A 14,136-nucleotide genomic window follows, 5' to 3' on the forward strand; every position below is an offset into this window, starting at 1 on the left:
ATGGTAACCATTCGTTTACAACGTGGTGGCGCTAAAAAACGCCCATTCTACCAAATGGTAGTTACTGACAGTCGCAATGCCCGCGACGGTCGTTTTATTGAGAACGTAGGCTTCTTTAACCCGGTCGCTCGTGGCCAGGAAGAAAAACTGCGCGTTGATTTAGATCGTGTTGATCACTGGGTATCTAACGGTGCATCACTGTCTGAGCGTGTAGCGAAGCTTGTAAAAGACGCGCGTAGCGCAGCTTAATGATTTAAATCCGTATTATAGGTGGCTATGAATACTCCTGCTGAAACCGTCGTCGTTGGTCAACTAGGCGCAGTGTATGGCGTAAAAGGCTGGATTAAAGTTCAAAGCTATACCGATGATCCGGAAGCCATTTTTGAATACAGCCCTTGGCAACTAGTTAAGCAAGGTAAAACTCAACCAGTTCAAGTCGAAGAATGGCGTCGACACAATAAAGGACTGATTGCAAAGTTAGCCGGCGTTGAAGATCGTGACCAAGCCCATGTGTTAACAGGCGCGGAAATTATCATCGATGTAGAGCTACTACCTGAATTGCCAGAGGATGAATTTTACTGGCGCGATTTGATTGGTATGGCCGTGGTAAATACTGACGGTTATAACATGGGAGTCGTTGACCAGATTATGGCCACAGCATCAAATGATGTGATGGTGGTGAAAGCGAATAGCAACGATGCATTTGGTCGCTCAGAGCGTTTGATTCCGTTTATTCAGAGTCAGTATGTTCAAGAAGTTGACAAAGAAAACAAACGTATTGTTGTGGATTGGCCGTCGGACTTTTAATGACTGCGAAATTACAGGTTGGGGTTATCAGCCTCTTTCCTGAAATGTTTCAGGCCATTACCGATAACGGTGTGACTGGTCGGGCAGTTCGCGATGGGGTGTTGGATATCCAACTGATTAACCCACGTGATTTTACCCACGATCGGCATCGCACTGTTGATGACCGCCCTTACGGCGGAGGTCCGGGAATGCTGATGATGGTGCAACCGCTCACAGACGCGATTGCAGCAGCTAAACAACAGCTCGGTGCCAATACCAAGGTGATCTATATGTCACCTCAAGGTCGCAAACTTGACCACGCTGGCGCTCATGAATTAGCGCAGCATGACAAGTTCATCATAATCGCCGGTCGCTATGAAGGCATCGATGAACGAGTAATTACTCGTCACGTTGATGAAGAATGGTCGATTGGAGATTACGTGTTAAGTGGTGGCGAACTGCCAGCCATGGTGATGATTGACACGGTAGCGCGATTGATTCCCGGTGTTTTAGGGCATCAAGATTCAGCTAGCGAAGATTCATTCGCCGATGGCTTACTAGATTGTCCACACTATACACGACCGGAAGTTTTAGATGGTGAGGCGGTTCCCGCTGTGTTGTTAAGCGGAAACCATGAAAATATACGCAAGTGGCGTTTGCAACAATCTCTTGGGAGAACTTGGTTGCGACGTCCTGAATTGTTAAAACACCTAGCTCTGACTGACGAGCAGAGGCAGTTGTTGGATGAGTTTATCCAGCAACATCAAGATGCCTCTGATACAGGTTCGGGCAGTTAATCTAGGCAAGTGAGGCTATCATGGCAAAAGTAAATCAAAATTTGATCAAAGCGATCGAAGACGAGCAATTGAAAAGCGACCTTCCAGCGTACGCGCCGGGTGATACAGTGGTCGTTAATGTTAAGGTAACTGAAGGTAACCGTGAGCGTATTCAGGCATTTGAAGGCGTGGTTATCGCAAAACGTAATCGTGGCTTACACAGCGCAGTAACTGTTCGTAAAATCTCGAACGGTGAAGGCGTTGAGCGTACTTTCCAAGTACATAGCCCAATTGTAGATAGCATTGTTGTGAAGCGTAAAGGTGCGGTACGTCGTGCTAAGCTTTACTACCTCCGTGAGCGTTCAGGTAAATCTGCGCGTATCCGCGAGAAGTTGTCTTAATAAGCATCAAGCTTATTCGAAAAAACCCGCCGCTGGCGGGTTTTTTTATGGTACAAATGCGCTAATACACACTAAATTGGCCTGTGGAGTTGAGGACATGTCGAATTCGAAGCACGAACAACAGCAACTTGAAGTATTGCGTCAACAAATTGACGACACGGATAGTGAATTAGTGCGGTTGTTATTGCAGCGACGTCAGCTCGCCAGTCAGGTTGGTGTGGTAAAACGCAAACTTGGACAGCCGTTATATGTACCCGAGCGTGAAGCCGCTATGCTCGCTAATCGACGCGAGCAGGCGCTGCAAATGGGGTTGTCTCCTGAGTTGATTGAAGATGTATTGCGTCGGGTTATTCGAGAATCTTATCAGCAACAGCAAGCCGCCGATGTGCATTTAGAGAGTAAGTCGATCGTAGTCGTTGGTGGTGCAGGTGCATTAGGTCAGTTATTTGTGCGTTTATTCGAGTCGGCCGGTGCAACCGTCAATATTATCGAGAAAGATAATTGGGAAATGGCGGAGATTTATTGCGCTCAAGCGGATCTGGTCTTGGTTGCTGTTCCTGTTGTAGCCACTGTTGATGTTATTGCTGACTTACCGGTATTACCGCCCAGTTGCGTGCTCGCCGATGTAACTAGCATCAAAGAAAAGCCTCTCGCAGCAATGATGGCGAAACATAGTGGGCCGGTAATTGGACTTCATCCAATGTTTGGTCCGCAACAGGCAACTCTCGCCAAGCAACTCATGGTGGCCTGTCACGGGCGCGATGAAGAGAATTATCAGTGGTTGTTACAAAGCATTGAACGTTGGGGAGCACAGATTAAATTTATCGATGCAACCGAACACGACCAAGCAATGTCGTTCGTGCAGGTATTACGCCACTTATCGACATTTGTCTACGGTGCTCACTTAGCCCACGAGCAAGTCGATGTGCAGCAGCTCCTTGATTTGAGTTCGCCAATTTATCGACTTGAGCTGATGATGGTAGGGCGTTTATTTGCTCAGGATTCGAACCTCTACGCTGACATCATTCTGTCTGATCCGCATAACTTTATGATGCTGCGCCGTTACGTTCGCTTATTCGATCAGTTATTAACGGAACTTGAACACGGCAATAAAGTCGAGTTCATCCGTCGCTTCGAGCATGTGCGCGACTATTTCGGCGATTTCGCCCAGAAGTTTTTAACCGAAAGCCAACGGTTACTTGACGTCGCTGGCGATACGAAGCAGGTCAGCTAGCTGTTTAGGGCTGACTGGTTTATGTAAGCAAGTATCTATGCCCGCAGCAGTACATCGCTGCGCGAAATCCTCTTGCTGATGGCCGGTAATCATTGCTGCGCGCGGTGCTTCTGCGCCAAGGTCGGCGACAATTTTGCAATACACATCGATACCATCAATATCGGGTAATTCATGATCGAGAAGTACGAGAGTGGGGCGCTGTTCCACGGCTAACTTAACAGCCTCTTTCCCAGTTTCAGCGGTAATAACTTCAACAGGATACTGCTGCACCATCGCTCTTAATACTTCGAGCGAAATATAATCGTCGTCAACAATTAATACTTTATTCACTGATTGGGTCATTGTTGTATCCTATACTGCCAAAAGAATCATAGTGTATTGAACAGAAGGAAGACTGAAAATGCAACGGGTAAAAATTTGGGATAGCTTCGTTCGATTAAGCCATTGGCTGATGGTAATTCTAATCGTTCTTATGTGGTACACCGCAGAAGAAGGCCTGATGGAACGCCATTTGCAACTTGCAGGACTATTAGGTGCATTGGTTATTACACGAATTTTATGGGGCTTTTGGGGTAGTGAATCAGCTCGCTTTTCGCGCTTTGTAAAAGGGCCCAAAGCTGTTGCGGAGCATCTGTCAGAATTCAAAGCGGGAAAATATCAACCGTCAAACACCCACAACGCAGCCGGAGGTTGGGCTGTTGTAGCGCTGTTGATATTGTTATTGATACAGTTCGGAACAGGTTTGTTTTCAAGCGACGATATTTTCTTTTCAGGGCCATTAGCCAGTAGCGTTAGTAGCGAAGTGAGTGAGCTTGCCGGTGAGGTTCACGAAACTATTTTTAATGTACTAGCTGCCGTGGCTATTCTACATATTATCGCCATTGTGCTTTACCGAATTCGCGGAATTAATTTGATCAGCGCGATGTTTCATGGCTATCGTGAAGGTGTTTCTGAACCGAAGCTAGTGTCAGGACTTGTTGGCATAATCGCAGCAGCGGTAATCGCTGCTGCGTTGTTCTTCTGGATTAATTAATCTTTGTACTGGTCGTGGCAGCCCTTGCAATTGCGAGCGGCTGCCATGAATGCATCGCGAATTGCGCCTTGCTCACCTGCGTTAGCTGCTTGTTGAAGCGCTTTGGCATCTTGCTGCAATTGCTCGGAGCGTTCGACGAAATCTTCCCAGTTATCCCAAATAGCCGGTAACGCATCGGTATTGTTACCTGGCATGGCACCTTCTTGACTGAAACCGATCCAAGGGATGCTGGTTAAAGCGGCGAAGTCATTCGCACGCTCAGCGAAAATCGTGCCATCAAATTCAATATCACCTTTTACCATGTCACCCATCACAGCGAAGTTATTCTGCATGATGGATAATGCTTTTTGACGATATTCAACGGCTTTGTCTGCATCGTTGAAAGCGTGTTGTGCTAAAGCGCTTGCTGATACAGTTAGTGCCACAATACTTAAGAAACTGCCTGCGATTTTGAACACTGACTTCATGTTGTTCTCCTTATTGTGTTGTTTAACGACTGCAATACGCTTTTCATCCTTAAATGGATTGCGCAGAGTCATCATTCCCCATTAATGTGACCATGATAACCGTAAAAATCATAAAAGGGGAACCAGATGAACGGGATTAAGCATCTCAGTAAACTGGCATTGTCAGTTTGCGCAGCGTTGCCGTTAGTGGCAGCGGCTTCGCAAACAACACCAGTGCGGGGTTTACACGATAATTCGTCCACATTTATAGCATTACAGAATGCGACGATTGTGACAGAACCAGGTAAAAAACTCGAAAATGCGACACTAGTAATTAAAAATGGCAAGGTCGTTTCGGTTGCTCGAAATAATCGTGCTCCAGAAGGTGCGCGCGTGATTGATGCAAGTGGACACACTATTTATCCAGGTTTTATTGACGCCTACAGTAATTATGGTGTTCCGGCGGTCGAGAAGCCAGATCGTCCACCATATCGAAGCACTACGCCGCAATATAACAATAAACGCGAAGGTGGCAACGCTGCAAACGACGCAATCCATTCGCAAGTTGACTGGGTCGATAAGTTCGCGACGGATAGTAAAGCTGCTAAAGATTACATTAATCAAGGCTTCACCGCCGTACAAAGTGCGCGATTAGATGGCATCTTTCAGGGGCAGGCGGTAACCGTTTCATTGGCCGATACTATCGCCAATAATGCGGTTTATAACCCACGTGCTCGTCATTTTGGTTCGTTCGATAAGGGCTCTTCGCTGCAACAATATCCATCCTCTTTGATGGGTTCTATTGCACTTATTCGTCAAACTCTTTCAGATGCGAACTGGTATGAGCAAGCCAATGGTAAAGATGTACACAATGGGCGTGTTGAATACAATGCGGCGCTGGCTGAACTCACCAATGTAGAGCAAGAGGGGATGGTGTTTAAGATCTCTGATGATCGCTCATTACTTCGCGCGCATGATGTGTTTTCACAGTTTCAAATACCAGTAACCTATTTGGGTTCAGGTTATGAATATGCGCGTCTCGATGCGATCAAAAACACCAACTCATCGATTATTCTGCCATTAAACTTCCCTGCCGCTCCTGAAGTGAAAGGTGTGGATGACCATTTGGATGTAAGTTTAGCTGACCTGCGTCATTGGGAACGAGCACCAGGCAACGCAGCTGCGCTTGCTCAAGCAGACATCGACTTTTCATTCACATTAAGCGAATTAAAGAAGGCTGATGATTTTTGGCCGAATCTGCGCCGTGCCATTCAACATGGTCTGGATGCTGATAAGGCGCTTGCAGCATTGACTACGGTGCCAGCGCAAATAGCCGGTGTTAGCGATAAAGCCGGTAAATTAGCACCAGGTTACATGGCCGATTTTGTAATTGCTGAGGGGGATTTATTTACCAACGGCACGATCAAATCAGTGTGGTTACAAGGAAATGAAGTTGAATTAGTGCCACTTCATCAAGCAGATTTTGCCGGCACATTAGTCGTTACTGTTGCGAATGAACAAGCAGAACTTGTCTTAAAGTCAGGTAAGTCAATTTCAGGTGAATTTAATAGCAATAAAATTCGTGATGCGAAGCGTAGCGATTCAGCTGTTGAATTTGTCGTTGACGCAAACTTTGCTGGTTTAGATGGCGCTTGGCGTATGCGCCTTGAGCAAGCTTCAGCTGATGGTTACACCGGTGTTGCGATTGCACCAGATGGACGCGAACTTCCGCTTACTGCAAGCCGCACTGCGGCGGGTGAACAGCAAGCAGAAGGTTCGTCGAATACCGAAAAAGAATATGTTGGCAAGGTTACCTTCCCAAATGTTGCTTACGGTTTAGATGGATTACCTGAGCGTCAGAATGTACACATTAAAAATGCGACAGTTTGGACTGCAGATGAAGCTGGCGTACTGGAAAACACCGATGTTCTAATTCGTGACGGTGAGTTCTATCGCATTGGTAAAGACCTACGCACGCCATCGGGCTATACCGTGATTGATGGCACCGGTAAGCATGTCACTCCTGGTATTATCGATGAACATTCGCATATCGCTATCGAAGGCGGTGTCAACGAAGGTTCAGAAGCGATTACGGCCGAAGTTCGTATTGGTGATGTGGTGAACCCAGATGATATTCATATCTATCGTTCGCTTGCTGGTGGCACGACCATGGCGCAATTACTGCACGGTTCTGCCAACCCTGTTGGTGGACAAGCGCAAGTAATTAAGCTGCGCTGGGGAGCCGACGCGAATACTTTGAAGTTTGACGCAGCGCCGCCAAGCATTAAATTTGCGCTAGGTGAAAACGTTAAGCAAAGTAACTGGGGCACAACCTTTACCGTCCGTTATCCGCAGACACGCATGGGTGTCGAAGCGGTTATGCGCGATGGCTTTACTGCGGCTCGAGAATACAAGCAACGTATGGATGCGTACGAGAAATTGAGCCGTAGCGAAAAAGCAAAAACCGCACCGCCGCGTCCAGATTATCGTTTGCAAACATTGCTCGAGATTCTGCGCAGTGAACGATTTGTTCATGCTCACTCGTATGTTCAGTCAGAAATTTTAATGCTTCTTCGTTTAGCGGAAGAGTTTGGTTTTACCCTGACCACGTTCACGCATATATTGGAAGGCTATAAAGTAGCCTCGGAAATGGCGAAACACGGTGCCGGTGGCTCTACCTTTGCCGACTGGTGGGCGTTTAAATTCGAGGTATACGATGCGATTCCACAAAATGCATGTTTAATGTCTGAGAAGGGCGTGTTAACCAGCATTAACTCTGACAGCAATGATTTACAACGCCGACTAAATACTGAAGCGGCGAAATCAGTCACGTACTGTGGCATGTCGGAGCATGACGCGTTACAAATGATCACGTTGAATCCTGCGAAGCAACTAAAAATTGATCAGTATGTAGGTAGCATCAAAGAAGGCAAACATGCTGATTTTGTTATCTGGAATGATCATCCATTAAGCGCTTACGCGTCAGTGGAAGAGACTTGGATTAATGCTCGCAAGTACTTCGATCGTGAACGTGATATGCAGTTGCGTGCTGAGCTTGAAACCGAGAAACAGCAGTTGATTCAGAAGCTATTACGTAGCCCTGAAAGCGCTAAGAACGGTAACGGCAATGGCTATAAAAAACCACAGCCAACGTGGCATTGTGAAGATAATCACGACGTTTGGAGTGATCAATTTACAGTTCATGGCGACCATCAACATGTGCACGCACATCAAGGAGAGCAACTATGAAAAAGTTATTAACAGCCGTTGTTGCTGCAAGTTTGAGTGCGGCAGCAGTCGCTCATGATATGGTTCCTGGTAAAACTCAGGAGCAACCGGTATTGCTGCAAGGCGGAACATTAAATACCGTCACAAATGGTGTTATGACGGATACCGATTTGTTGTTCGAGAACGGTAAAATTACCGCAATTGGTGCAAATTTATCGGTACCGGAAAACGCTCGCGTTATCGATGTCTCGGGTAAACAAGTTTATCCAGGCATTGTTGCATTGGATACCACGTTAGGCTTGATTGAGTTGGCCGCGGTACGTGCAACGAATGACATGAGTGAGGTGGGTGACATTACTCCTGAAGTGAGTGGGCACACAGCGTACAACCCTGACTCTGAAGTTATCCCGACGGTTCGCCATAACGGTATTACTCACGCAGAAATTGTGCCACAGCGCAATTTAATTGCTGGTCGTTCTAGCTTGCTGCAAACCGACGGTTGGACGTTCGAGGACGCTGCTGAAGCACTGAATGTTGGCGTTCACGTTAATTGGCCACGGGTTGGTATCAGCACGTCGTGGTGGGAGCGTCGTTCGCCTGAAGAGCAACGTAAAGCAAATGCCGAAGATTTGAAAAAATTGAAAGCTGCTTTTATTGACGCAAAAGCGTACTACGATGCCAAACAGGCCAACGAACTTAATGGCACTGATGTACGCTGGGAAGCGATGACAGGTCTATTTGACGGAACAAGCAAGCTGTTTGTTCATGCGCACGACAAACGTCAGATGGAGCAAGCTATCGAACTGGCATCAGAGTGGGGCTTTGAACTCGTTCTTGTTGGTGCACGCGATGCGTGGCGGATTGCCGACAAACTTGCTGCACAGGATATCTCTGTAGTCTATGGTGAACCGTATGGCTTGCCAACACGCCATGACGAAGCATATGACCAAGCCTATGCGACACCAGCTGCACTTGCTGCTGCTGGCGTTGACTTTGCTATTGCCTATTCAACCGGCTTCTGGGATATCCGTAACCTTGCTTTTGCTGCAGGGAATGCGGTTGCTTATGGTCTTGATAAAGAGCAAGCATTGGCCGCGATTACCTTAAAACCAGCTGAGGTTATGGGAGTTGCCGACAAAATTGGTTCTTTAGAAGTTGGTAAGAATGCATCACTGTTTGTTTCTGATGGTGATGTCATGGATCAACTTGGCCAAAAAGTACAACTGATGTTTATTGATGGTGCAGAGGTTGATCTTAACAATCGTCATAACCAGCTGTATCAAAAATATCGTCAAAAGCCATAAAGAATTGCTTAATTGGCAAGTCCTGCAAAAAGCCAGACATTTGTTCTGGCTTTTTTTGTGTTTTCGCAACAGTATCAAAAAGTAAGTATTGTGTTAGTTAACAGTAATTGGCAGTATTTACGCAAAGCTATCTAAAAAGGAAGAAACGATGCCATTACACCGCCAGTTTGCCAATGACGGAAAAGAACTGATTATCGCCATCAAAGGAAAATTCGATTTCGGTTTGGTCCAAGAGTTTCGTCAGGCCTACAGTAACGTCGGAGATCAACAGCCTACGGTATTTATTGATTTGCGAGAAACTGAATATTTGGACAGCTCTGCGTTAGGTATGCTGCTTAATATGCGTAAATCACTAGGGAAATCGGTTAAAGGGATTCACATCATCAATTGTCGACCGGAAGTAAGAAGCATTTTAGATATTTCTCGTTTCGATAAATTATTTGTCATTGAATAAAGATGAGTAGTTTTTATGAGTCAACAGCTCAATCGATGCACGTTTATGTGATTGATGACGGCTCTGACTTGGCGCGCGACGTCAATGCGCAGTTGCGTTCATATCAACTTTTCGCGGTGAGTACCTGCTCAATTGAGCAGGTGGCTACGTTGTCAGCACCAAATGAGAAAGTCCTCTACCTCGTTGTGGCTGGCGAAAAAGCTCAAGTAGCACAAATAAGCGCGCTGTTACAATCAAGCAGTACTCAAAGTATTCTCATCACCGATAGCCCTATAGTGTTTCAGCAGCTCGGGCAGTTTGCGACTGACGCCTTACTGTGGCCATTGGCGTCCAACCTGCTGCAACAGCGTCTTAATTATCTGCACCAATTACAAGTGGCACATGATCAACTGGATGGATTAAAACAATCATTGGCTTGGCATAAAGCTCGCGTCGATCGTGAACACCAGCTTGTTGAACACATATTCCAAAATGCGTTGAGTCGAAATTATCTTGAGTATGCTCACGTTCATACCTATTTAACGCCTGTTTCAAAGTTTAATGGCGATCTTTGCCTGATAGCTCCCGGACCGCTAGGCAACATATACATGCTTATGGCAGATTTTACCGGACACGGATTAGCTCCTGCCACCGGTGCGTTGCCGCTATCACAGGCGTTTTTCGCCATGTCTGATCGCGGCGTATCGGTTGCAGAAATGGTCACCGAGTTTAATTACCGTATGAGCCGTCTGTTGCCTGATGACATGTTCTGTGCGGCAATTTTATTGGAATTATCTGCTAATGGTGAGCGAGTAACTTATTGGAATGGCGGGATGCCGGCCGCCTTATTGTTTGATGAACAAGGCGAAATTTTAAAGCGTTTAAGTCCAGCGCATATGGCTCTGGGGGTGGTCGATGATGATGAATTTGATAGCCGTGTAGCAACGTTTCGGGCACCAAAAGGCAGCTCAATCGCCTTGTTTACCGATGGTGTAACCGAGTTACTTGGGCATCAGCATAAATTCTTGGGTTCGGAAGCACTCGAAATGCTGTTATCAAAGTATCCTCGGACAGAAGATTTTACTTCGTTAGTTGATGAGCTTGAGCGTTTCCGTGGTGAAACCCCCTTACACGATGACTTATCTCTCGCTATCTTAAGCTGCCGTCCAACTGGTTTAGGTGAAGTAAAAGTCGAGCCAGAACAATTTGGCCTCCCATTTGTGTTTGAATCGGTATTACATCCCGAACACCTAACGACTGTGGACCCAGTTGCTCATATTCTGTCGGCCTTGAGTCAGTTGCCACACCTTCGTCGCCATCGAACGACCATTTATTTGTTTTTAGCTGAAGCATTTAATAATGCGCTGGAACATGGGTTATTAGCGCTTGATTCGGCGATGAAGCAAGATCCTGAAGGGTTTGCTGAATATTACCAACTTCGGCTTGAGCGCTTACATGCACTTCAGCATGGCGAGATTCGTATTCGCGTTCACTTCGAACCTAATTCGAAAGAACTCACAGTGAGTGTTTCTGATAATGGCAGCGGAGCGGCAGAAATATCGACCTCACCGAATTTTACCGAGAAAAGCCATGGTCGAGGGTTAGAACTACTGCGGCAAATGACAACCGATTTACACTGGGATTCAGAAACCCGAACGGTCTCATTCAAATACGTGCTTTGAGGTTAGCCACCAGCTAATTTCACTTTGAAGCCACGTTGTTCTAACCAAAGTTTTGCTTTTTCACGCTGATCACCTTGCAGCTCAATGGTTCCATCTTTCACCGCGCCACCAACGCCGCAGATTTTGCGTAATTGTGAGGCATAGTCAGCGAGTAAATCTGATTGCTGCGGGAGGTCGAATAAAACGGTAACACCTTTCCCTTTACGGCCTTTCGTCTGGCGTTGAATACGAACAACCTGAGATTTATCGATGGGTAAAGAGGCGTCATCCGTTGCGTTTTCAGCGGTCGTTTCGGTTTGCTGGAAACCAAGTTTTTTAAGTTGTTCCTGTAAACTGCTCACAATTTCCTCAAATTCATCTTGGAATAAATAGCCGAGGTGTTATATATTTTTGGCATAAGTGCTTTTCAATTTATCACGAATGAGCGATGCCATGAAGTTGCAGCAACTGCGTTACATTGTCGAAGTATTAAATCATAATCTGAATGTTTCAGCGACTGCTGATAGCTTGTATACCTCCCAACCGGGTATTAGCAAGCAGGTACGCATGCTGGAAGATGAACTTGGTGTACAGATATTTGAACGTAGCGGCAAGCATTTAACTCAGGTGACGCCAGCTGGTGAAGAGGTTATTTCGATAGCTCGTCAGGTATTGTCGCAGGTAGATGCGATTCGAGCAGTTGCCGGAGAGTATACGCAACCCGACCAAGGTAAACTTAATATTGCGACAACGCATACTCAAGCACGCTATGCCTTGCCTAATATGATTAAAGGCTTCATGCAGCGTTATCCGAATGTGAGTTTACACATGCATCAAGGGTCTCCTGAACAAATTAGTGAAGCCGCAGCCAAGGGGAAAGCAGACTTTGCGATTGCGACCGAGGCACTGCACCTCTATCAAGATTTGATTATGTTGCCGTGCTATCACTGGAATCGCTCGATTATTACACCAGCGGGTCATCCGTTAGGTAAACTTGAAGAAATAACCATTACGGATCTTGGTGACTATCCGATTGTGACTTATGTGCATGGCTTTACTGGGCGCTCAGAACTCGACCGTGCTTTCAATGAAGCAGGAATTAAGCCGAACGTGGTGTTCACGGCAACAGATGCCGACGTTATTAAAACTTATGTGCGAATGGGCTTAGGTATTGGTGTCGTTGCTAGCATGGCAATTGATGAGAAAAACGATGCTGATTTGGTGAACATTCCAGCGGCTCATTTGTTTGCGCCGAGTACAACAAAAATTGGTTTCCGTAAAGGAACCTTTTTGCGCAGTTATATGTTTGACTTTATGGAAGGTTTCGCACCGCATTTAAATCGTTCGTTAGTTGAAACAGCAATGACGAAACGCTCACAGGATGAAATTGATCGGTTGTTTCGCGATATTGCGCTACCCACCTTATAATTGGGCAGCGCAACATTCACAGAGTTAGCACTCAATAATATTTACCGCGAGCCCACCGCGAGCGGTTTCTTTATACTTGGTTTTCATGTCGTTTCCAGTATCCCACATGGTTTTGATTACTTTATCTAAGGATACTTTGTGATCACCACTACCGCGTAGGGCAAGCCGAGCGGCATTGATCGCTTTGATTGAGCCCATCGCATTTCGCTCAATACATGGCACTTGAACTAAACCGCCAACCGGATCACAGGTAAGACCTAAGTTATGTTCCATGCCGATCTCTGCGGCGTTTTCAACGGCACTCACGCTGCCGCCCATCAGTTCTGCTAACGCGCCTGCAGCCATAGAACAAGCTACGCCAACTTCACCTTGGCAACCAACTTCGGCACCAGAAATAGAGGCATTCTTTTTGTATAAAATACCAATAGCTGCAGAGGTCAGTAAAAAGCGAACGACGGTTTCCTCATCTAACGGGGCAATAAATTTATCGGCGTACTTCATCACCGCCGGAACAATTCCGGCGGCGCCGTTAGTCGGCGCTGTTACCACGCGTCCGCCGGCAGCATTTTCTTCATTTACAGCAAGAGCGAACAGATCAACCCAATCCATCGTTTGCATTGGGTCAGCCGATTTCTCGTTTTTTAATCGTTGATATAAACCTGGTGCACGACGACGTACTTTGAGGCCGCCTGGCAAAATACCTTCGGTACGAATACCCCGATCAATGCACTCATCCATAGTTTTCCAGATGTGCATAAGATTTTTACGAATTTCGTCTTCGCTACGGAAAACTTTTTCGTTTGCTAGCATCAGTGAGCTTATACGTAAGCCGTGCTCATTACAGTGCTTGAGTAGCTCATCGCAACTATCAAAAGGGTAAGGAATTGGTTTGGACGATTGTTCGATTGCTTCTTCTAAGGTTTCCTCAAAATCGGCATCGCGCACAATAAAACCGCCGCCAATCGAGTAATAGAGATCTTTGTAGATAACGTCATTACCTTGGTAGAGACGTAACTCCATCGCGTTAGCATGACGTGGCATGGTTTTGCGGCGATGAAAAACTATTGCACCTTCGCGCGGAAATTTAATTTCATGCTGACCCAACAACGCCAATCGCTGTGATTCTTCGGTGCGCTTTAAAAAGTCATCAACAGTTGTTGTATCAACAGTTTCCGGTTGCTCACCAGCCAACCCAAGAATGACAGCTTTACCAGTTCCATGCCCTTTACCGGTTTGTCCCAATGAGCCGAATAATTCAACGACAATGCCATCGACATTTGATAGCCCAACCGCTTTATCTGCGGCTAACAAAAACTCATAAGCGGCACGCATTGGCCCAACGGTATGCGAGCTTGAAGGACCGATGCCAACTTTGTAGATATCAAACACACTGATCATAAATTAAC

At 46.2% G+C, this 14,136-nt stretch carries 15 protein-coding genes; 11 read left to right on the forward strand and 4 right to left on the reverse strand.

Annotation, left to right across the window (positions count from 1 at the left end):
* From rpsP to tyrA, 5 genes are all read left to right on the forward strand, one after another.
* Positions 1 to 249, forward strand: coding sequence for a 30S ribosomal protein S16 (gene rpsP, locus CWI76_RS00560; RefSeq protein ID WP_055438631.1), 249 nt, complete (start codon positions 1 to 3; stop codon positions 247 to 249).
* A gap of 27 nt (positions 250 to 276) precedes the next feature.
* Positions 277 to 807, forward strand: a complete 531-nt coding sequence (rimM, locus tag CWI76_RS00565; protein WP_126758449.1) for a ribosome maturation factor RimM — start codon at positions 277 to 279, stop codon at positions 805 to 807.
* Positions 807 to 1,583 carry a tRNA (guanosine(37)-N1)-methyltransferase TrmD gene (trmD, locus tag CWI76_RS00570; protein WP_126758450.1) on the forward strand — a complete coding sequence of 259 codons (777 nt, stop codon included), beginning with the start codon at positions 807 to 809 and terminating at the stop codon, positions 1,581 to 1,583. Before rimM ends, trmD begins: the two co-directional genes overlap by 1 nt.
* A 20-nt stretch (positions 1,584 to 1,603) precedes the next feature.
* Entirely contained in the window at positions 1,604 to 1,963 is a 360-nt protein-coding gene (gene rplS, locus CWI76_RS00575) for a 50S ribosomal protein L19 (protein WP_092854254.1), read from the forward strand.
* A 97-nt stretch (positions 1,964 to 2,060) separates the two neighbouring features.
* Positions 2,061 to 3,197 carry a bifunctional chorismate mutase/prephenate dehydrogenase gene (tyrA, locus tag CWI76_RS00580; RefSeq protein WP_126758451.1) on the forward strand — a complete coding sequence of 379 codons (1,137 nt, stop codon included), beginning with the start codon at positions 2,061 to 2,063 and terminating at the stop codon, positions 3,195 to 3,197.
* Here tyrA and CWI76_RS00585 read toward each other — a convergent pair.
* The gene (locus tag CWI76_RS00585) at positions 3,159 to 3,539 is read right to left on the reverse strand and encodes a response regulator (protein ID WP_241967917.1); all 381 of its coding nucleotides are present in this window, start codon (positions 3,537 to 3,539) and stop codon (positions 3,159 to 3,161) included. The genes tyrA and CWI76_RS00585 overlap by 39 nt on opposite strands.
* Before the next feature lie 58 nt (positions 3,540 to 3,597).
* Here CWI76_RS00585 and CWI76_RS00590 point away from each other — a divergent pair, with 58 nt between their 5' ends.
* Complete coding sequence (locus CWI76_RS00590) at positions 3,598 to 4,230, forward strand: cytochrome b/b6 domain-containing protein (RefSeq protein ID WP_126758452.1); 633 nt, start codon at positions 3,598 to 3,600, stop codon at positions 4,228 to 4,230.
* Here CWI76_RS00590 and CWI76_RS00595 read toward each other — a convergent pair.
* Positions 4,227 to 4,697 (reverse strand): c-type cytochrome, encoded by a 471-nt coding sequence (locus CWI76_RS00595; RefSeq protein ID WP_126758453.1) that lies wholly within the window; start codon positions 4,695 to 4,697, stop codon positions 4,227 to 4,229. The genes CWI76_RS00590 and CWI76_RS00595 overlap by 4 nt on opposite strands.
* A 126-nt stretch (positions 4,698 to 4,823) precedes the next feature.
* Between CWI76_RS00595 and CWI76_RS00600 the strand changes: the two genes are divergently transcribed.
* The 4 genes from CWI76_RS00600 (at position 4,824) to CWI76_RS00615 (ending at position 11,323) form a co-directional block, all read left to right on the forward strand.
* On the forward strand, positions 4,824 to 7,925 hold the full coding sequence (locus CWI76_RS00600; protein ID WP_126758454.1) for an amidohydrolase family protein: 3,102 nt from the start codon (positions 4,824 to 4,826) through the stop codon (positions 7,923 to 7,925).
* Positions 7,922 to 9,208, forward strand: coding sequence for an amidohydrolase family protein (locus tag CWI76_RS00605; RefSeq protein WP_126758455.1), 1,287 nt, complete (start codon positions 7,922 to 7,924; stop codon positions 9,206 to 9,208). The genes CWI76_RS00600 and CWI76_RS00605 overlap by 4 nt, the downstream gene beginning before the upstream one ends.
* 148 nt (positions 9,209 to 9,356) lie before the next feature.
* Positions 9,357 to 9,662 carry an STAS domain-containing protein gene (locus CWI76_RS00610; RefSeq protein ID WP_126758456.1) on the forward strand — a complete coding sequence of 102 codons (306 nt, stop codon included), beginning with the start codon at positions 9,357 to 9,359 and terminating at the stop codon, positions 9,660 to 9,662.
* Between the two features lie 2 nt (positions 9,663 to 9,664).
* Entirely contained in the window at positions 9,665 to 11,323 is a 1,659-nt protein-coding gene (locus tag CWI76_RS00615) for an ATP-binding SpoIIE family protein phosphatase (RefSeq protein ID WP_126758457.1), read from the forward strand.
* Between the two features lie 2 nt (positions 11,324 to 11,325).
* Here CWI76_RS00615 and CWI76_RS00620 read toward each other — a convergent pair whose 3' ends face one another.
* Positions 11,326 to 11,664, reverse strand: coding sequence for a translation initiation factor (locus CWI76_RS00620; protein ID WP_198678541.1), 339 nt, complete (start codon positions 11,662 to 11,664; stop codon positions 11,326 to 11,328).
* 91 nt (positions 11,665 to 11,755) lie between these two features.
* Here CWI76_RS00620 and cysB point away from each other — a divergent pair, with 91 nt between their 5' ends.
* Positions 11,756 to 12,730 carry an HTH-type transcriptional regulator CysB gene (gene cysB / locus CWI76_RS00625; RefSeq protein WP_126758458.1) on the forward strand — a complete coding sequence of 325 codons (975 nt, stop codon included), beginning with the start codon at positions 11,756 to 11,758 and terminating at the stop codon, positions 12,728 to 12,730.
* A 24-nt stretch (positions 12,731 to 12,754) separates the two neighbouring features.
* Here the strand turns inward: cysB and CWI76_RS00630 are convergent, their stop codons facing one another.
* Positions 12,755 to 14,128 carry an L-serine ammonia-lyase gene (locus tag CWI76_RS00630; RefSeq protein ID WP_126758459.1) on the reverse strand — a complete coding sequence of 458 codons (1,374 nt, stop codon included), beginning with the start codon at positions 14,126 to 14,128 and terminating at the stop codon, positions 12,755 to 12,757.
* Positions 14,129 to 14,136 lie beyond the last annotated feature (8 nt).

It is taken from the genome of Pseudidiomarina marina (assembly GCF_003987045.1).
Lineage (GTDB): Bacteria > Pseudomonadota > Gammaproteobacteria > Enterobacterales > Alteromonadaceae > Pseudidiomarina > Pseudidiomarina marina.

What these genes read in the sequence shown, in the direction of transcription:
- CWI76_RS00590 (WP_126758452.1), top strand. Translation starts at nt 3,598, where the DNA reads ATGCAACGGGTAAAAATTTGGGATAGCTTCGTTCGATTAAGCCATTGG.
- CWI76_RS00600 (WP_126758454.1), top strand. Translation starts at nt 4,824, where the DNA reads ATGAACGGGATTAAGCATCTCAGTAAACTGGCATTGTCAGTTTGCGCA.
- CWI76_RS00615 (WP_126758457.1), top strand. Translation starts at nt 9,665, where the DNA reads ATGAGTAGTTTTTATGAGTCAACAGCTCAATCGATGCACGTTTATGTG.
- CWI76_RS00610 (WP_126758456.1), top strand. Translation starts at nt 9,357, where the DNA reads ATGCCATTACACCGCCAGTTTGCCAATGACGGAAAAGAACTGATTATC.
- CWI76_RS00605 (WP_126758455.1), top strand. Translation starts at nt 7,922, where the DNA reads ATGAAAAAGTTATTAACAGCCGTTGTTGCTGCAAGTTTGAGTGCGGCA.
- rplS (WP_092854254.1), top strand. Translation starts at nt 1,604, where the DNA reads ATGGCAAAAGTAAATCAAAATTTGATCAAAGCGATCGAAGACGAGCAA.
- cysB (WP_126758458.1), top strand. Translation starts at nt 11,756, where the DNA reads ATGAAGTTGCAGCAACTGCGTTACATTGTCGAAGTATTAAATCATAAT.
- rpsP (WP_055438631.1), top strand. Translation starts at nt 1, where the DNA reads ATGGTAACCATTCGTTTACAACGTGGTGGCGCTAAAAAACGCCCATTC.
- trmD (WP_126758450.1), top strand. Translation starts at nt 807, where the DNA reads ATGACTGCGAAATTACAGGTTGGGGTTATCAGCCTCTTTCCTGAAATG.
- CWI76_RS00585 (WP_241967917.1), bottom strand. Translation starts at nt 3,539, where the DNA reads ATGACCCAATCAGTGAATAAAGTATTAATTGTTGACGACGATTATATT.
- CWI76_RS00595 (WP_126758453.1), bottom strand. Translation starts at nt 4,697, where the DNA reads ATGAAGTCAGTGTTCAAAATCGCAGGCAGTTTCTTAAGTATTGTGGCA.
- CWI76_RS00630 (WP_126758459.1), bottom strand. Translation starts at nt 14,128, where the DNA reads ATGATCAGTGTGTTTGATATCTACAAAGTTGGCATCGGTCCTTCAAGC.
- rimM (WP_126758449.1), top strand. Translation starts at nt 277, where the DNA reads ATGAATACTCCTGCTGAAACCGTCGTCGTTGGTCAACTAGGCGCAGTG.
- tyrA (WP_126758451.1), top strand. Translation starts at nt 2,061, where the DNA reads ATGTCGAATTCGAAGCACGAACAACAGCAACTTGAAGTATTGCGTCAA.